This is a genomic window from Sulfurospirillum sp. UCH001 (assembly GCF_001548035.1).
Classification (GTDB): Bacteria; Campylobacterota; Campylobacteria; order Campylobacterales; family Sulfurospirillaceae; genus Sulfurospirillum.
Window position 1 is genome coordinate 1,248,020 of sequence record NZ_AP014723.1, and the last position, 18,412, is coordinate 1,266,431.

Below are 18,412 nucleotides of genomic sequence, written 5' to 3' on the forward strand. Positions count from 1 at the left end.
TTTTAACGCAAAACCAACTAAAATCATACGATTATATTGAAGGAAGCCATTTGAAAAACCTAAAGAGAATTTTACTTTTATTACTGATTTGTATGACGCCAGTGGCTTTTGCTGCCGATACAATTCCAACAGTCAACCTCTCTTTAAGTGCTCCAAACTCTCCGCAGCAACTGGTAACCAGTATGAATTTAGTACTGGTGCTAACCATTTTAGTATTGGCACCTTCACTCGTCTTTATGATGACCAGTTTTTTACGCCTTCTTATTGTTTTTTCTTTTCTTCGCCAAGCTTTGGGAACACAGCAAATGCCCCCATCTCAGGTTATGGTTTCTTTAGCGATGATTTTGACGTTTTTCATTATGGAACCAGTTATGAAAGAGTCGTATGAAGTAGCCATTAAGCCTTATTTGGCGGAGAAAATGAGTTACCAAGATGCCTTTGAAAAAGGTGCGGCCCCTTTTAAAGCCTTTATGATTCGCAATACCCGTGAGAAAGACTTAGCGCTTTTTTTCCGAATTCGTAACCTTGAAAATCCTAAAAATATCGAAGATGTGCCTTTAACCGTAGCTATGCCTGCATTTATGATCAGTGAGTTAAAGACAGCGTTTGAGATAGGCTTTTTGCTCTACCTTCCTTTCCTTGTTATTGACATGGTTGTAAGTTCTGTTTTGATGGCAATGGGTATGATGATGCTACCCCCTGTTATGATCTCTTTGCCGTTTAAACTGCTGATTTTCGTTCTTGTAGATGGTTGGAATTTACTGGTACAAAAACTTGTGGAGAGCTTCCATTAATACGCATTTTCTCACAACGACAGAGATAGGCTTTGAACTTCACCATCCTCTGTTTGATGCTTTGATTTTAAAGCAAGGTGCACAACTTATCTACTTTCAACCAAAAGGAGAAATGCCACTTTTGTGGAGTGCTTCTCTTTCTACGTATGAGAAAGGTAAAGCATTTCGTGGAGGCATTCCTCTGTGTTGGCCTTGGTTTGGGAAAGTTGGTAGTCCTGCACATGGTTTTGCGCGTATTGTTGAATGGAATCTTGTAAATCATACAGAGACGAAAGAGGGAGTAACTCTTGTATTTGAATTGTGTGATTCTCCTCAAATCCGTACACTCTGGCCTTATGCGTTTCTAGTAAGACTTGAGATGCGTTTAGGACGTGATGTCACACTCTCCTTGCATGTTGATGCTAAAAGTGAAAGCACGGCGGCACTGCATACCTACTTTGCGTGTCAAAATAGTGAAGAGGTTGTAATTTTTGGACTTGGAAATAGTTATAAAGATACATTGAACAATGGAATATCGTGTGAGAGTCAGAGTGAAATCTTATATATTAACCAAGCGATTGATCGTATTTATACTCAACCAGAAAGGAAGACGAGTTTTCAAGAAAACAACCGTAGGATCATTATTTCTCACGTAAATCATAGCGATGTTGTGGTGTGGAACCCTTGGAGAGAGGGTGCAGAAAAACTTACCGATATGCAAAATGACGACTATAAACAAATGCTATGCATCGAGACGGCTCGAATCTCAAAACCTCTTAGTACGTATGATCATTTAGAAGTAACAATAGCCATTTCCTAAAATCACACTTTGTTGGAGAGCTTAGGCTCGCAGACAGCTCCTTCACTGAGTGTACCACATGTTTTAACGTAGTCAATACCCCAGTCAAACATCTCATTGAAAACAGGACGTAGCTTTTCTCCAATAGGGGTTAATGAATAAACAACTTTTGGAGGAATCTCAGGGAAAACTTCACGCGCAATAATTCCTTTTTCTTCGAGTTCTCGTAGTTTTACAGTTAGCGTTTTTTGGGTAATTTCGCAGACTTCTTCAAACAGTTCTTTGTAACGTTTTTTACCTTCTAATAAATGCCAGATAATTCCCAATTTCCATTTATCATTAAAAATATCTTGTGCGATGGCAATGGCGCATTTATACTCTTTCCCATTGACTAAATACATGATATGTAAACCTTTTTTTATTGAATTATACCATAAATACAAAAATATATCATTACATACTAAAAGTATCGTAAGGATATATTAAGGGCATAGCCATTATAATTTTCCAAAACAAATAGATTATAAAGGAAAAAAATGAAAAATGTACTTATCATTAATGGTCATCAAAAATACCCTTTTGTAGCAGAAGGAAATCTTACTCAAGCGTATATAGATACAGCAACTGAGTTCTTTAAAGAGAATGGATTTAATGTGAAACATTCTGTTGTTGAGAGTGCGTATGATATTAAAGAGGAGCTTGAGAAATTCGCTTGGGCTGATTATATTCTCTTTCAATATCCTATTTACTGGATGGGTGTGCCTTGGATAACTAAAAAGTATATTGATGAGATTTTTTCTATGGGAAAAGATACTGTTACCTATGTAAGTGATGGAAGAACCAGAAGTGATGCTACAAAGCGTTATGGTAGTGGTGGATTAATGCAAGGTAAAAAGTATATGCTCTCTTTAACTTATAATTGTCCTACAACAGAATTTGACAACAAAGAGGGCTTTTTCAGTGGACTTAGCCTTGATGAAGCCAACGTTGCAACCCATAAAACATTCCAATTTTGTGGCGCGGAGCCATTAGAAACGTTCTCAGTGCATGATATTTTTAAAGGTGATTTAGATTTGGAAAAAGAGAAAGCACGTTTTAGTGCGCATTTGGCTAAAAACTTCAAGTAATTATAATGGTGGTATGAAAGTACCACCACTTTCTTATATATAAAGCTCAAATCCCTTTTGTTGTTTCAAAATGCTATCAAAGAGTTTTTGTGCTTCCTCAAGTAGTTTTTCATTTTGTTTTTGTGCTTTTTCTAAAATTTTGTCAAAACTTTTGAGTATAGAATCATTGGCATAGTTTTGTGTGTTCAGATCTTTAAAAGTTGGCAAGAGCGAATTGATATCATAAGCGGTATTTGTTGTTTTGGCTTGAGAAGTAGATGTTCCACTTTTTTCTACATTTTTAAGGTATTCATCCATCATAGGTTGAATTTGCTTCATAGCTGCATCGATCTCTTTTTGGTCTTGCGCATCAATCCCATTGCCTTGGTAGTGAAAACTATAGCCGTATGCATGGGACAAAGAAAGTGATGTCGTAGTCGTTGTTCCACTTTGTTCATGAGAAAATTCTACAGAGCGTTCGTCATACATACTAAGATCAATAGTATCACCACTACTGGTTTTAAGAGAAAAATCTAAACTATTGTAACTGTAATTGTTTGCGTTTATACTCTGCATGGTAACTCCTTTGTTGAAGCTACATCGGCAGAATAGTGTTTTATTTTAGATGGTGATAAGAGCGTCTAGCTTATTTTGAACCGATTCTATTTTCTGGTGCATACCATCTTCTCTATTGGGTCTTATGTCAAACTTTAAGCAGGCATAGACTCTTCCAGATGCTTCAAGAAGTGCGTACGCATTTTCAATGAGCTTTAATGCTTCAGGCATAGTAGGTGTTTCCACGACAGTACTCATTGGTGTAAGCTTATAGCTATAGCCACTCTCATGAATCATCTGCACAATACGCGCAACATCGGCACTTTTACTTCCCGTTCCTTCAAGAGGGAACATACTAAATTCCATTAAAACGCTCATTCCTGCTCCTTTGCTTTAACTGTCAAAACCACTGTGAAATTTACGCTCTTTTGCAACAACGATCTCTTTTTGACGTTCTTTTTTATGCATATCTTTTTCAACAAAAATGGGTTTACGTGTAATAGGGTGTAATCCTGTATAGTACATCAGTGTCGCGTACGTTGAAGGGGTAGGTGTAAAGATTTGTGCTTGCTCAGGATTGATTTTAAGTACATTGCTGGCAAACTGTTTAAGCGAGTGCATATGTTTCTCTTCACAACCAGGATGAGCGGCGATAAGATAGTACGTTAAAAACTGTTTCTTTCCAGACTCGCGGCTCAATCTATCAAAAAGAGCTTTAAACTCAACCAATGACTCTTTGCCTGGTTTTCCCATCAATGCTAAGATTTCATCATCAATATGTTCAGGTGCAATTTTCATTTGACCACTAAGGTGATGTTCCACAATCTCTTTTAGATACTCATACCCATAGGCTTTATCATCACTGATAAGATCATAACGAATGCCTGAAGCCACAAATGCTTTTTTAATGCCAGGAAGCGCTCTTACTTTTCTGAGTAAATCCAACTGTTTTTTATGCGTTGGTTTAAGGGCCTTACAGAGCTTTGGAAACATACAACTCTTCTCTTCACAGGTTCCTTTCGTCACCTTCTTATGACATTCATAACCGTACATATTGGCTGTCGGACCACCAAGGTCAGAGATAATACCTTTAAAATCTTTGTAGGTTGTAAAGTGTTTGGCCTCTTTAATGATAGAACTCTCGCTACGGCTTCGTATGGTCCTGCCTTGATGCACACTAATGGCACAGAAACTACATTCTCCGTAACAGCCTTGATGAGTTGAAATGGAAAATTTAATCGTTTCAAGTGCTTTGATAGCACCATCTTTTTTATGGTAAGGGTGAACATCTCTCATAAAAGGAAGCGCACTGACCTCATCCATCTCTTCTGTCGTAAGGTAGAGAGCAGGTGGGTTTTGAATGAGGTAGCGATCATCCACTTTTTGACAAAGTCCTTTAGCTGATATAGGATCATTATTGTGGTAAAAGATGTCAAACATATCCATGAATTTTAGTTTATCATCTAGTGTCTCAGCGTGACTTGGAAGAGAAAGATACTCCTCTTTTGGCTCTTTGGAGATATAACAAAGTCCTCGAATATTTAAGGGGGATATGCCCTTATTTAGGGCATCTGCAAATTCTAAAATACTTTTATCAGACATTCCATAAAGAAGATAATCTGCTTTGGCATCAAACAAAATAGGCTTTCTAAGTTTGTTGCTCCAAAAATCATAATGCGTTACGCGTCTAAGACTCGCTTCAATGCCACCCAACATAATAGGGACAGTGTTTTTAAAGTGTTGTCGGATGAGGTTGGTGTAGACAAGGCTGGCTCGATCAGGACGTTTGTTATTGATGCCACCAGGGGTGTAATCATCACTGTTTCTAAATTTTTTTGTTGCAGTATAGTTCGATACCATAGAATCAACACTGCCTCCACTCACACCCCAAAAAAGGCGTGGTTCTCCCAAACGTGTAATGTCAACACCGCTTTTAACATCAGGTTGACCGATGATGCCTACTTTATACCCAGCATGCTCTAGCACACGACCGACAACGGAAACGCCCATATAAGGGCTATCGATATACGCATCTGAGGTGATAAGTATGATGTCCAGTTGCGACCATCCTCTTTGTTTCATCTCTTCGTGTGTTGTAACTAAAAACATGCTTTTCCTCTATCGCTAATATAGATATAAATATAGCACAACACCTCTATGTTTTGGCTTTTTTAAGATTGTTAGTAGTAATATCACAGCAATTATCATTTGGAGGATAAGTTTGAAAAATTCACTCTATTTTAACATTAAAGTAGAAGAGGGCATCTTCGATAAAATCGTAGCTGAACAACAAAGCATTGGTTATTATACATTGCCAGAACAAGATATTAGCGAGCTTGTAAACTACTTAGAAGATTTTAAATCTAAAAACGATTACGATGCGATCAAAGATATCGCCATTATTGGTATTGGTGGAAGTTCACTAGGACCTAAAGCGATTTTTAGAGCATTGCAAGGTATTCGTGATTTTGACAAACGATTGCACCTTTTTGAAAGTACTGATCCTGCATCGATTCGTTCAACACTCAACAAATTAGACATTAAAAATACGCATTTCTTTGTTATCAGTAAATCAGGTACAACCATTGAGACAATCTCTGTGTACAAATATGTTCTCTCTTTATTGAAAGCAAAAGACATCTCTTTAGATTATCGTTTTACGTTTGTAACAGATAGTGGTTCAAAACTTGAAGCACATGCAAAAACGTTTAACTCTTTTGTTCTTCACATTCCTGTCAATGTCGGTGGACGTTTTTCAGTACTGAGTGCCGCAGGACTTGCGCCATTATTCCTTGTTGGTGTCGATATTCAACGATTATTAGATGGTGCAAGAGCAATTAAAAAAAGCTTCTTTGAAGATGGTTATATCAAAGAAACTTTGATGAAAAAAGCAACCTATTATGCTAAAAACTCTATGCATTATAATATCAATACACTTTTTGCTTACTCTGAGAGCTTAGACTGTTTTACAGATTGGTATGTACAACTTTGGGGCGAGAGTTTAGGTAAAAAGCAACGCCATAGTAGTTTCAACGTAGGTCTTACACCGGTTGGACTCATCGGTCCAAAAGATCAGCACTCCTTTTTACAGCTTATTGTAGAAGGTCTACGTGATAAGAGTGTTACTGTTCTTAAGATTGATAACTTTGACGATAAAATCAAAATTCCTTCTATCACACTTAAAGAGCTTGAGGGATTAGATCTAATGAATGGCATCGCATTCTGTGATCTTATCAATATGCAAGCAGACTCAACCATTGAAGCACTTCTCGATAAAAAAGATATCCCTATCGACACCATTACATTGCAACACATTGATGAAGAAAACATTGGTAAGTTGATTTTCTATTATGAGCTTCTCACATCACTTGTTGGTCAAATGATGAATGTTAATACGTACGACCAACCAGGTGTTGAGAGTGGTAAGAAAATTTTAGAGGGTAAATTAATCGAAGAGAAAAAGAATTTTCCTAAAAAAGGAAAATAAATTGCTATAAGGCTGGGAGAATATAACTCCCAGCTCTTATTATTCTGCTATAAAAACAAGCGCTTGTTCATACAAAGCTGAACCCATTTTCCCCCACATTGAAAAGAGATGAACTTCTTGTTCGCTTATATTAAAGTGGTGTGCGATTTTATCAATGATTTTATGTTCATATATGCCAAACTTATCATCGACATGCACCAAGACCATCAATGCAAGTAGGACAATTCTTTGACTTTTTGATGATGAAAAAATGGCTAAAATATCTTCCAATACGAAATTTTTTACATCAATCTCAATATTTTCAATGCCCATTTCCGTGCAGTATTCATCAACAACTTCACGCTCTTTTGGTCCATATTCTCCGTCAAGTTGGGCGACATATTGTGCAAGTTGTAAAAAAGCAAATTTTTCTTCGGTTTTGAGTTTCATAAGTAACAATTTGTACTCCTTTGATATTAAATCCCCATAATTATAGTAAAACATTTTAAATGAACATTAATAAACATGGTAAAATGAATGAAAGTGCATTTTGAAGGAAAGACCGTGGATAAAAAATTACGTAAAAGTGAAAAGATTTTAGACGCAGCATTGATGCTCTTTTCAACGCAAGGCTTTTATGCAACGACGATTCCTGATATTGCGAAAGCCATGGGGATGAGTGTTGGAAATATTTATAACTACTTTTCTTCTAAGGAGATGCTTGCAAAGGAAATTATCAAGTATTCTTCCGATATTTTAGGCTCCGAAATTCGTAAAGTCAATGAAAGTGAGGGGAGTGCAAAAGAAAAAATTCGTAAAATTGTAGCACTCTATTTTGAGATGGCATCTTCAAAACCACAACATATTAACTACTTTTTACGTGTGTATCTTGCCAACAAAGAGGTATTTAAAGATGGTTGTGAAGGAATGGTCTGTGTTTCTTCCTTTATAACAGAGCTAATGATTTTCTTTGAAGAAGGCGTTGCAAAAGGAGAACTTCGCAATCAAGATTTCTTTTCTGCCTTTGGGCTTTTTATGGGGTATTTAGGCGGTTTTGTATTTTTAAGTGGCGAGGGAGTGCTTGATAAGCCATTAACCCATTATGTGGATGAAATTTCACTTAATATTTATAACGCACTCAAACAACAATAATGTCTCATAAATCTTCTATTATTTGGCTTCAAGGGCTTACGTGTAATGGCAATAGCCACTCATTTTTAAATTATACACATATGCCAAGTTTTGCGGCATCTTTTGATATGTTATACCATCCTTTATGGTGCAGTAATGAAGAGTTTTTATCACTTTTAAATAGTGAAAAAACATTTGATTTTCTTATTCTAGAAGGCGCTCTTAGTCACGATGAGCGTTTACTTCAACGCTTTAATCTTCCTTTCTTTGAAATTCTAGATAACCTTTCTGCTCGTGCAAAACATATTATATGTGCGGGGAGTTGTGCAAGTTTTGGTGGTATCTTTAGATTGCGTGACCCACAAAAAATTACAGGAGCACTCTTTAGCGGTAAAGAGAAGGGTGGTTATTGGTTAGAAAAAAACAATGTGATTAACATTACAGGTTGCCCCGTACATCCGAGGTGGTTAGTAGAAACACTGATGACATTACATAATGGTGAACACGTATCCTTAGATGAGTATTTGCGTCCGAAAGAAGTCTTTTCATATTTGGCGCATCATGGATGTTTGAGAAATGAATACTTTGAATGGAAAGTCGATAGCAAACAGCTTGGAGAGCGAGAGGGGTGTTTATTTTATGAACATGGTTGTTTAGGACCTATGAGCCATGCCAATTGTAATAAAATTCTATGGAATGATATCAGCTCAAAGACACGAGCGGGATCTCCTTGTTTAGGGTGTACTGAGTTTGATTTTCCACGTCGAGCGCTCTATGAAACCCAAAAAAATATGTCCTTACCACAAACACCTTTTGGGATTAGTAAACGTGCTTACTACACCCTTGCAGGTGTTGCAAAAAGTTTTAAGATAGATAGACTTGAAAAGAAGTTGATTGATGAAGATAACTAAAGAGATTATTGAACGTATTGAAGGTGAAGCAACCTTAGAGTTGGAATGGGAAAATGAGCAGGTCAGTTTTGCCAAAATTAAATTTTTTAATTACAGAGGCATTGAAGAGATTTTAAAAAAACGTCCACTGCTAGATGCATTAGCGCTTACTCCTAGAGTATGTGGTATATGCTCACATTCTCATGCTATCGCTTCTGTTTTGGCGATTGAGGCGTGTTATAAAAATGCTGGAGAGCTTTTAACGATAAGCCAAAAAGCAAAAGACATTCGAGAAATCGCACTGAATGCCGAGAAAATTCACAATCATATTAAATGGTATTTTTTTACCATACTTCCTGAACTCAAAAAAATTAGCGATACATCTTATAAAGGGAATGCTTTTAAGGACAAACAATGGTTTGAGGCTCAACAAGCTGTCATTCAAACACTTAAAATGGGTTCTCATTTTACCGGACAATGGCCACATGGCTCTTTTGTTATGGCTGGTGGAGTAACGTGTGATCCTCTAAAAAGCGATATTATAGGTGCATTAGGTTGCTTGGATGCTGTCATCGCCTTTTGTGAAGAGCACTTCTATGGAATGCACTTAGAGGAGTTTTTGAGCTTTGACTCAGCACTGCAAGTTATGTCAGCTCCCTCTGCTTTGTCATATGGCATTGATGAAATGATTAAGTATGGCTTTGATCGTTTAGGACGAAGTTTTGATCGTTTTTTAGCTTTAGGAGAGTCGTATCGTTATGAGGGAAGCCTCAAGGCGGCTAAGACAACAGTTTTAGGAGCTGATCTTAAATACGTGCATGAGAGTACAGAACATACATTTTTTGAGGACAAGCACAAAGGTTATACCTATTCCAAGAGTGCGATGTATCGAAGGAATTATTGTGAAGTTGGACCTTTAGCACGTATGATGGTCTCCAAAGATGCATTGATGCGTGATTTTCATCGAAGATTTAAAGATGCAGCATTGACGCGCGTTGTAGCACGTGCTGTTGAATGTGCACATCTATTGTTAAGAACAAAAACACTTTTAGCGCAACTAAATCTTAAAGAACCTTCTTTGATTTTACCCAAAAGAGATATTTATAGCCTCAGTGGTGAAGGCATTGGTGTGATTGAAGCACCACGTGGCTCTTTGATCCATTATGTAGTAGCACAACAAGGCGTTATAGAATCCTATGACATTATCACTCCAACTGTATGGAATTTAGGAAATGGTGATAAAGAGAATCCTTCTACTGCTCAAAAAGCTATAATCGGTCTAAACTCATTTACCAAAGCAGACTTTATTCTCAAAAGTTTTGACGTTTGTTCTGTGTGTACAACCCAATGAACGTATTATTTCGCGTGTGACAATTTAGCCATTTTTAATATAATACACTTTTTATCCTCTTTTTTTGTTACTTTTCTACTCTGTTGAATTAAAATACCCTTAATTATGTGCCTTCCTGCCATATTGTGAAACATTTTTTGATTTAATTCTAAATGAATACTCATTCAGGTAAACAAATATTGTCTGTTTTCTGAATAATGCCTTAACTTTTTGATCTTGGAAAATTTACACAGGAGAGATTTATGGAACACGCTAAACTGTACGAAAGGCTTGCTGAGAGACTTAGCAATCTTGAGAAGTTCCCCCGTATTAAGGAGGACAAATCTATTGCGGCACTGATGGAAGAGAATGGTATCAGCCGTAGAGATTTTATGAAGTGGGCAGCAGGTGTAACTGCAATGTTGTCATTACCTTCAACATTTACACCGCTAATGGCACAAGCTGCTGAGCTTACTGACCGTTTACCAGTTATTTGGTTACACATGGCAGAGTGTACAGGTTGTAGTGAGAGTTTGTTAAGAACAGATGCTCCAACAATCGATAGTTTGATTTTTGATCACATTTCACTCGAATACCATGAGACACTAATGGTTGCCTGTGGTTGGCAAGCTGAGCACAACTTAGAGAGTGCGATTGAAAAATACAAAGGTAAATACATCTTAATGGTAGAAGGTGGTATTCCTGCAGGTAGCAGTGAATTCTTCTTAACTGTTGGACCACACGGACAAACAGGTCAAAAAAGTGCACAAAAAGCGGCTGATTCTGCAGCAGCTATTTTTGCTATTGGTTCTTGTTCAAGTTTTGGTGGTATCCAAGCAGCTCATCCAAACCCAACCAATGCACAACCTCTTAGTAAAGTAACCAATAAACCAGTTATCAATGTTCCAGGCTGTCCTCCAAGTGAGAAAAATATTGTAGGCAACGTTTTACATTATATTCTTTTTGGCACACTTCCAGCACTTGATGCATATAATCGTCCAAAATGGGCATATGGCCTTAGAATTCATGATCTTTGTGAAAGACGTGGACATTTTGATGCAGGTGAATTCGTTCAAGAATTCGGTGATGCAGGTGCTAAAAAAGGTTTCTGTCTTTATAAAGTGGGTTGTAAAGGTCCTTATACTTTCAATAACTGTTCACGTGAGAGATTTAACCAACATACTTCTTGGCCAGTTCAAGCAGGTCACGGCTGTATCGGTTGTTCAGAGCCAGGTTTCTGGGATAACATGGGACCATTTGAAGAACCATTAGGTGATAGATTGTACCATACAGTTTATGGCGAAGGTGCTGATAAAACTGCTGATAAAGTAGGTGTGGCACTCTTAACTGCAACTGCAGTAGGTATTGCGGCTCATGCGGCGATTGCTGCGGTTAAGGGCAGTGGAAAAACTGAAGAATAATTGAAGGATAAGATAATGAGTAAAAGAATCGTAGTAGATCCAATCACCAGAATCGAAGGTCACTTAAGGGTAGAAGTTATTGTTGATGATAACAATGTTGTTACTGAAGCATACTCTTCTTCAACACTTTGGAGAGGTATCGAGACTATCCTTAAAGGCAGAGACCCAAGAGATGCAGGCTTTATGGTACAAAGAATTTGTGGTGTTTGTACATACTCACACTACAAAGCGGGTATTATGGCAGTTGAAGACGCTCTAGGAATTGAGCCACCACTTAATGCAAAACTAACACGTACATTGATGAACAATGCACTTTTCTTACACGATCACGTTGTTCACTTCTATCATCTTCATGGTCTTGACTGGGTTGATGTTGTTTCAGCTCTTAAAGCTGATCCGCATAAAGCTGCAGCTGAGTCATTCAAATACACAGACGCTCCAATCGCGTGTGGTGCAGATGATCTTGTAGCAACTCAAAAAAGAGTAGCTGAATTTGTTAAAAAAGGACACCTTGGACCATTCGCTAATGCGTACTGGGGACATCCAACATACAAATTGACACCAGAGCAAAACCTTATCGCGGTTTCTCACTACCTTAAAGCACTTGAGCTTCAAAGAACAGTTGCTCAAATGATGGCTATTTTTGGTGCAAAACAACCACACCCACAAAGCTTAACCGTTGGTGGTGTCACATGTGTTATGGACCTTCAAACACCTTCACGTTTAGGTGAGTATTTAACTAAATTTAAAGAGATTGCAGATTTCGTTAACCGTGCATATTATCCAGACGTTGTTATGGCAGGACGTGCGTACGCTGGCGAGCCAAGTGTTACAGGAGGCTTGGGTGTACCAAATCTCTTTACACAAAAAGAGTTCCAAATTAACGCGAAAGAGTTCTTGTTTGAGAGCGGCGTAATGTTGGGCGAAGATGTTGTTAACTTGATTACAGGTAAACCATTTAAAGTTCAAACATTAGATGAGAGCAAAATTACAGAAGAAGCGACACGTGCATGGTATAAAGACAATGCTGCATATCATCCATATGAAGGTCGCCAAGAGCCTAACTATACAGGCTTTAAAGACGCTCAAACGATCAATGACAAAGGTGTTCTTGCTCCTACAAAAGTTATTGATGAAAACGGTAAATATACTTGGATTAAAGCACCTCGTTACGATGGTAAACCACTTCAAGTTGGACCATTGGCAAATATCGTTGTTAACTATGCACTAGGTAACAAACGTGTAAAAGTGGTTGTTGATAAATTCTTGAAAGATACAGGTCTTCCTATTACAGCTGTTGCTTCAACACTTGGTCGTACAGCATGTCGTATGATCGAAGCTAAAGTTATTGCTGATAATGGTTTAGAAGCATTTAACGCATTGATTCAAAACTTAAAAGTTGACGATGCTACATGTACAAGTTACAAAATTGATAAAAACAAAGAGTACAAAGGTCGCTACATTGGTCACGTACCACGTGGTGTTCTAAGTCACTGGGTTAAAATCAAAAATGGTGTGATTGAAAACTACCAAGCTGTAGTTCCTAGTACATGGAATGCAAGTCCAAAAGATGCTAAAGGTGTTAGAGGATCTTATGAAGAATCTCTCATTGGCTTGAAGATCACAGATCTTTCTCAACCGCTTGAAATTGTAAGAATCATCCACTCTTATGATCCATGTCTAGCATGTGCTGTACATGTTATGGATACAAAAGGTAATGAGATGAGCAGTTATAAGGTCAATGTTAACGGCGCATCTTGCTAAAAGCGAAAGGGAGTCTAACAATGAAAAGAGATATAGAATTTGAGTTCTCGGCAGGGCTTCGTTGGACGCACTGGCTTAGAGCAATTGCTATTTTTGTATTAACGGTGACAGGTTTTTATTTAACCTATGTGTTCATCGCTCCTGAAGCATCAGATGAGCCTATCCTCTTTTTGAATGCAAAATTCAGAATGTGGCATGAAATAGCAGGATTTTTGCTAATTGCAATTACACTCTACAAAACATACCTCTTCTGTGTTGATAGCATCAGTTCAAAAGAGAGAATATCGTTTTTAGATTTTGTAAGTCCAAAAATATGGATTCAACAGCTTAAATATTACCTTTTTATGGGGGAACACCCTCATTTAAGAGGTGTTTATAATCCGTTGCAATTTGTAGCATATGTTGGTCTTTATGCAATGATTTTCATCATTAGCTTAACAGGCCTTATTTTATATGTTCATTGTTATCAAGGTGGTGGTATTGGTCTTTTCTTATATGACTATATGCGCCCAATTGAAGCAATGCTTGGCGGACTTGCAATGGTAAGAGAGATTCACCATATCGTTATGTGGGGTATCTTGATCTTCTTACCAATTCACATCTATATGGCAATCTTTAACTCTATTATGGGTAAAGAGGGTTCAATGGATGCGATTATTAGTGGTTACAAATTTCATAAACAACACAAACACTAAGAGAGCCTTTTCTTGAAAGTGTTGATTTTGGGCATTGGCAATGTGATGTTCTCCGACGAAGGCGTCGGAGTTCATCTTTGCCGCCTTGTTGAACAAAAGTATCAGTTTTCTTCGCCAGAACACACCCTCACATTTGTTGATGGTGGAACCCTCGCACAAAGATTAATCCCTATTATTGCTGAGTATGAATATCTCATCGTTCTTGATTGTGTTGATGCCCATGATGGAGAGATTGGTGATGTGTACTTTTTTGATTTTGAAAATGTACCTAATACCATTACATGGCAAGGCAGTGCACATGAAGTGGAGATGCTTCAAACACTCACAATGATGGATATGGTAGGAGATCGTCCTCCTACAAAAGTTGTTGGTATTATTCCAGAAGTTGTAGATGACACCACATTAGAACTAACCCCTGCCGTTTTAAAAGGTAGTTCTGTAATGGAGAGCGTTTTACTTAAACATTTGGTAGAATTAGGATTTTCGTATCAGCAAATCAGCGATATTGATATCCAAAGCGTTGCCAATATGTCCTGTTTGGAGGATCGATGATCTTAGCATTCGAATTTAATTACGTTTCCAACAATGGTATTTTAGAAAATTTACTCAAAGAAATTGCGAATGATTTTGACATTAGTCATAAAATTATTCGTAAAGACTCTATCGTTACACTTTTTGTAGAAGAAGATGAGACACGCTTGTGTACGTTTGCCGATACGCTTTCTGCATCTCTTCCATTGTCAATCTTTTTTAAATCCTCTAGCGTAGAAGTTGTAGATACGATGTCTGATATTACTGAGGTTATTCCACCTCTTGCATACACCATCGAATTTACCCCAAAAATCTTAGCTTCAGTAGATAATCCAAATTCTGAATACTATCTTGCACCTTTCATTTCTTCGTCTCGTACCAATGTAAAGTTGTACCAAAACGAAAACGAACTTTTACATGGTAGTGATGCCAAAGCTTATGAAGCGGTGTATGACAGGTTAGCAGAATTGATTGCAAATGGTGAAAATGTAACTATTCAAACTAAAAATGGATCATATGTCTATGGAAAGATAGAAAATATCGCTTCATGTACACAAACGCTTGAGGTGATTGCGACCGATCTGTCTGTTGTAGAGCGTATGGTCGTTTGTAGAGAGAATGAAATTAAAGCGTTAGCATCACTTGAGCGTCCAGCCATTCGTTTTAAAGTTAATGCATTGTTTTCACAAAAAGGTATTGTGAAAGAGTCTCGCGTTATATTGAGACTTGCAGATGATCTTTTTATGTATCAGCTTTCAAAGCGCCTTTTTAGTAAAGGAGTCCAGTTCCTTTTCAAAGCAACGACGCAAAACTGTAAAGCATCTTATAGTGTTCAGTTTGATGCCAAGTTACAAGCTATTGAGCCACTATTGGTTAGTGTTCTTGAAAACGGTGCTATTTTGATTGTAAAAGGAAGCGATTATGCCTCTTCTACACTCAAAGCCAGTTTGGAAAAATTTGATGAGCCTTCTCATGGAGCATTTGCTTCTATCATGCAAGAGCATCAGCTTTTTGATGCAACGACAAGTTGTTTTTATCTAAGTACGCTTCATAATGATCGTATTATGCACTATTCGAAAGAGCATGGTATGCTCAATCTCATAGAGATTTCTCTACCGTCTTCCTTTGAAGAGCTGTTTGCTGAAATTGAGAGAAGTAGCCCGAATGCAGAGCGTTTGGTTGCTAATTATAAAGAGCAATTTCCTGAAATTTACGCTAAAGCGATTGAAACGATTATTCCAAGTGATACACCAAAAAGTATTTACTCTCTTTGGAAAATTGTTGCGATGGTCTTGGGTCTTAGTGAAACATTTGAGAGTGCTGCTGAACAATTGATCGAAAATGCTGAAGATTTTGGCGGTCAAAAAGGGCCACGCATTGACTATTTCTTGCAAAAAGAAGATGCGTTAAGCTCTGATATTGACTATGTAAGATTAGTACGTAGTGGCATTAGTTATAAATTAGCAGGTACAGATAACACAACATTGAGCTTTGGTTATATGGAAAGCCTCTCTTATTTTATCTCTGATCTTTGTGACACACATAAGGAGAATTTGCTAACAAGTAAAATTGCGCTTGGTGGTTCTTTATTTGGCTACAAACGATTTTCTGAGATGATTGCTAAAAATCTTAAACCAAATCATACGATTTGCTTTAATAAAGAATTGCCGATTGACCAATAAATCTCGTCTGATTTATCATATCGAAGGTATTGTCCAAGGGGTTGGGTTCCGCCCCTTTGTCTATACCATAGCTCTGCGTTACGACCTAAACGGTTTTGTTCTCAATAATTCTAAAGGTGTTTTGATTGAGATAGAAGGATTTAAAGAGAGTCTTGATGCATTTGAAAAGGCTTTGTTTAAAGAACTTCCGCCCTTAGCAAGAATCGATTTCTGGACTAAAGAGGTCATCACCCATAAAGGTGATACGACATTTGAAATTCGCCATAGCGATGAAGCTCATACAAAATCTTCACCTGTTTTGCCTGATATGTCTATCTGTGATGAGTGCCTTACTGAGCTAAAAGATCCTCATAATAGACGCTATCACTATTTTTTTACTAACTGTACTAATTGTGGTCCTCGTTATTCTATCATCAAAACAGTTCCTTATGATAGACCTTATACATCAATGCAACCCTTTGTCATGTGTGATAAATGTAAAGATGAGTATACCAATCCGCTGGATCGTCGCTATCATGCTCAGCCCATTAGTTGTTCAAAATGTGGACCAACACTTGTTTTACGCTCCATGCAAGGTGACTTACTAAGTAAAAACGAAGAGGCTATCATTAAATTGGCTGAGTTAATTAATGCAGGACATATTGTAGCAATGAAAGGCATGGGTGGTTTTCACTTGATGTGTGATGCGACCAATGAGATCGTTGTAGGACGTTTACGTGAGCGTAAGCATCGTCCGACAAAACCTTTTGCTGTAATGTTTAAAGATATCGAAGCGATAAAAGAAGTGTGTGAGCTAAGTTTTAAAGAAGAAGAGGGCATATTATCGCTACTTCGCCCCATTGTTCTTGTTAAAAGAAAAAGAGGTCTTTCTAAGATTAGCTCCCTTATAGCACCGCATATTGATCGCCTGGGTGTATTTTTACCCTATACTCCTTTACATATCATGTTATTTGAGTACTTGAAAAATCCTATCATTGCAACCAGTGCCAATAGAGCAGGTGAGCCTATCATTAGTGATGTACAACTCCTTGAGCAGAAATTAGATGGTGTGATTGAGTATTATTTAGATTATAATCGTGAAATTGTCAATTCCAGCGACGATAGTGTTTTGCAGTATATTGGCGATAAAATGCTGTTGATGCGTTCTTCTAGGGGAATTGCACCGCAAAGTTTTCGAGTCGATACTCAGGATAAGCGAAAAATTTTAGCAGTCGGTGCACATCAGAAAAATGCCATCGCTATCTACTTAAATCATCAAATTATTGTAAGCCCTTATATTGGCGATTTAGATAACATCGCTTCCAATGAACTGTTTGAAAAAATGATAGAAAGTTTTGCACGGTTTTATGATTTTACTCCAGATTTGATTGTGGGTGATTTGCATCCAAACTATATCTCAACACAGTGGGCTAAAAAACAAAATATACCTTTCATTCAAGTGCAACACCATTATGCACATATCCTTTCAACTATGTGTGAACACAATCTCAAAGAGACTGTGTTAGGTATTGCTTGGGATGGTACTGGCTATGGTGATGATGGTACGATTTGGGGTGGTGAGTTTCTAGCGTGTACACAAGAGAGTTATGAGCGTGTTTGCTCTTTTGAGCCTTTTTTACTTTTAGGCGCAGATGCAAGCATTAAAGATATTAAACGTATTTTAGCCTCTTTATTATGGGATGAAATGGGAGATAGTGCAGATGGGCATTTACTACACTATTTTGATGAGAAATCCCTCAAACTTCTCAAACAAATCTACACTAAAAAGATGAATTCACCTCGCTGTTCTTCTGTGGGAAGGCTCTTTGATGCTGTAGCTGTGTTGTGTGGTATGGAAGGAAACGTAAGTTATGATGGTGAAAGTGGACTCCTCATCGAATCGCTTTATGATGCAACTATTAGTGAGCATTACGTTGTTGAAATTGACGATACAATAATTCAGTATAAGTCTATGTTTGTTCAAATGCTTCATGATAAAGAACCACGTCTTATTGCTTCAAAATTTATCAACACGCTAGTGCATATTATTCTTCGTTTAAGTGTGCAATATTCTTATCCTATTGTCTTCTCCGGAGGCGTGTTTCAAAATCGCACATTAGTTGAGCAAATTCTTCAAAATGTCACACAAAATTTTTATTTTCCGATACAATTAGCTATCAATGATGGCGGAATTTGTGTCGGACAACTCTATAAAGTACTTGAAAAATAATATTAATATTTTTCTCTTTCAATATTTAAAGATTAGTCTGATTAGAATGTAATCTAAGTA

At 37.4% G+C, this 18,412-nt stretch carries 18 protein-coding genes; 13 read left to right on the plus strand and 5 right to left on the minus strand.

Annotated elements, in window-relative coordinates; genetic code table 11:
* Window positions 1–92: 92 nt before the first annotated feature.
* Both fliP and UCH001_RS06265 read left to right on the plus strand, forming a co-directional pair.
* The gene (fliP, locus tag UCH001_RS06260; RefSeq protein WP_067178482.1) at window positions 93–794 is read left to right on the plus strand and encodes a flagellar type III secretion system pore protein FliP; all 702 of its coding nucleotides are present in this window, start codon (window positions 93–95) and stop codon (window positions 792–794) included.
* Complete coding sequence (locus UCH001_RS06265; protein WP_082705685.1) at window positions 748–1,593, plus strand: D-hexose-6-phosphate mutarotase; 846 nt, start codon at window positions 748–750, stop codon at window positions 1,591–1,593. The genes fliP and UCH001_RS06265 overlap by 47 nt, the downstream gene beginning before the upstream one ends.
* 2 nt (window positions 1,594–1,595) lie before the next feature.
* Here UCH001_RS06265 and UCH001_RS06270 read toward each other — a convergent pair whose 3' ends face one another.
* The gene (locus tag UCH001_RS06270; RefSeq protein ID WP_067175773.1) at window positions 1,596–1,973 is read right to left on the minus strand and encodes a helix-turn-helix domain-containing protein; all 378 of its coding nucleotides are present in this window, start codon (window positions 1,971–1,973) and stop codon (window positions 1,596–1,598) included.
* Window positions 1,974–2,108: 135 nt separating this feature from the next.
* Between UCH001_RS06270 and UCH001_RS06275 the strand changes: the two genes are divergently transcribed.
* The gene (locus UCH001_RS06275; RefSeq protein ID WP_067175777.1) at window positions 2,109–2,699 is read left to right on the plus strand and encodes an NAD(P)H-dependent oxidoreductase; all 591 of its coding nucleotides are present in this window, start codon (window positions 2,109–2,111) and stop codon (window positions 2,697–2,699) included.
* Window positions 2,700–2,732: 33 nt separating this feature from the next.
* Here UCH001_RS06275 and UCH001_RS06280 read toward each other — a convergent pair whose 3' ends face one another.
* The 3 genes from UCH001_RS06280 to UCH001_RS06290 are packed head-to-tail and all read right to left on the minus strand — an operon-like array spanning window position 2,733 to window position 5,342.
* Window positions 2,733–3,254 carry a diacylglycerol kinase gene (locus UCH001_RS06280; RefSeq protein ID WP_067175781.1) on the minus strand — a complete coding sequence of 174 codons (522 nt, stop codon included), beginning with the start codon at window positions 3,252–3,254 and terminating at the stop codon, window positions 2,733–2,735.
* Between the two features lie 45 nt (window positions 3,255–3,299).
* The gene (locus UCH001_RS06285; RefSeq protein ID WP_067175784.1) at window positions 3,300–3,611 is read right to left on the minus strand and encodes a thiamine-binding protein; all 312 of its coding nucleotides are present in this window, start codon (window positions 3,609–3,611) and stop codon (window positions 3,300–3,302) included.
* Between the two features lie 15 nt (window positions 3,612–3,626).
* Window positions 3,627–5,342 (minus strand): YgiQ family radical SAM protein, encoded by a 1,716-nt coding sequence (locus UCH001_RS06290; protein ID WP_082705686.1) that lies wholly within the window; start codon window positions 5,340–5,342, stop codon window positions 3,627–3,629.
* 112 nt (window positions 5,343–5,454) lie between these two features.
* Between UCH001_RS06290 and UCH001_RS06295 the strand changes: the two genes are divergently transcribed.
* The gene (locus UCH001_RS06295; RefSeq protein ID WP_067175787.1) at window positions 5,455–6,720 is read left to right on the plus strand and encodes a glucose-6-phosphate isomerase; all 1,266 of its coding nucleotides are present in this window, start codon (window positions 5,455–5,457) and stop codon (window positions 6,718–6,720) included.
* A 39-nt stretch (window positions 6,721–6,759) separates the two neighbouring features.
* Here the strand turns inward: UCH001_RS06295 and UCH001_RS06300 are convergent, their stop codons facing one another.
* Window positions 6,760–7,149 carry a TerB family tellurite resistance protein gene (locus UCH001_RS06300; RefSeq protein ID WP_231963990.1) on the minus strand — a complete coding sequence of 130 codons (390 nt, stop codon included), beginning with the start codon at window positions 7,147–7,149 and terminating at the stop codon, window positions 6,760–6,762.
* 114 nt (window positions 7,150–7,263) lie between these two features.
* On the opposite strand from UCH001_RS06300, the gene UCH001_RS06305 reads away from it, so the two are divergent.
* The 9 genes from UCH001_RS06305 to hypF all read left to right on the plus strand — a co-directional run bounded on the left by UCH001_RS06305 (window position 7,264) and on the right by hypF (window position 18,352).
* Entirely contained in the window at window positions 7,264–7,851 is a 588-nt protein-coding gene (locus UCH001_RS06305; protein WP_371258010.1) for a TetR/AcrR family transcriptional regulator, read from the plus strand.
* Window positions 7,851–8,741, plus strand: coding sequence for a hypothetical protein (locus UCH001_RS06310; RefSeq protein WP_067175796.1), 891 nt, complete (start codon window positions 7,851–7,853; stop codon window positions 8,739–8,741). Before UCH001_RS06305 ends, UCH001_RS06310 begins: the two co-directional genes overlap by 1 nt.
* A complete protein-coding gene (locus UCH001_RS06315) occupies window positions 8,728–10,071 on the plus strand; it encodes a nickel-dependent hydrogenase large subunit (RefSeq protein ID WP_067175799.1) in 1,344 nt (447 codons plus the stop codon). The genes UCH001_RS06310 and UCH001_RS06315 overlap by 14 nt, the downstream gene beginning before the upstream one ends.
* Window positions 10,072–10,313: 242 nt before the next feature.
* Window positions 10,314–11,471: a hydrogenase small subunit gene (locus UCH001_RS06320; RefSeq protein WP_067175801.1), complete on the plus strand. Its 1,158-nt coding sequence runs from the start codon at window positions 10,314–10,316 to the stop codon at window positions 11,469–11,471.
* A 15-nt stretch (window positions 11,472–11,486) separates the two neighbouring features.
* On the plus strand, window positions 11,487–13,235 hold the full coding sequence (locus UCH001_RS06325) for a nickel-dependent hydrogenase large subunit (RefSeq protein WP_067175804.1): 1,749 nt from the start codon (window positions 11,487–11,489) through the stop codon (window positions 13,233–13,235).
* A 20-nt stretch (window positions 13,236–13,255) separates the two neighbouring features.
* Entirely contained in the window at window positions 13,256–13,930 is a 675-nt protein-coding gene (cybH, locus tag UCH001_RS06330) for a Ni/Fe-hydrogenase, b-type cytochrome subunit (protein WP_067175807.1), read from the plus strand.
* A 12-nt stretch (window positions 13,931–13,942) separates the two neighbouring features.
* Entirely contained in the window at window positions 13,943–14,482 is a 540-nt protein-coding gene (locus UCH001_RS06335) for a HyaD/HybD family hydrogenase maturation endopeptidase (protein WP_067175809.1), read from the plus strand.
* Window positions 14,479–16,143 (plus strand): hypothetical protein, encoded by a 1,665-nt coding sequence (locus UCH001_RS06340; RefSeq protein ID WP_067175811.1) that lies wholly within the window; start codon window positions 14,479–14,481, stop codon window positions 16,141–16,143. The genes UCH001_RS06335 and UCH001_RS06340 overlap by 4 nt, the downstream gene beginning before the upstream one ends.
* Window positions 16,133–18,352, plus strand: a complete 2,220-nt coding sequence (gene hypF, locus UCH001_RS06345) for a carbamoyltransferase HypF (protein WP_067175813.1) — start codon at window positions 16,133–16,135, stop codon at window positions 18,350–18,352. The genes UCH001_RS06340 and hypF overlap by 11 nt, the downstream gene beginning before the upstream one ends.
* Window positions 18,353–18,412: the final 60 nt, after the last annotated feature.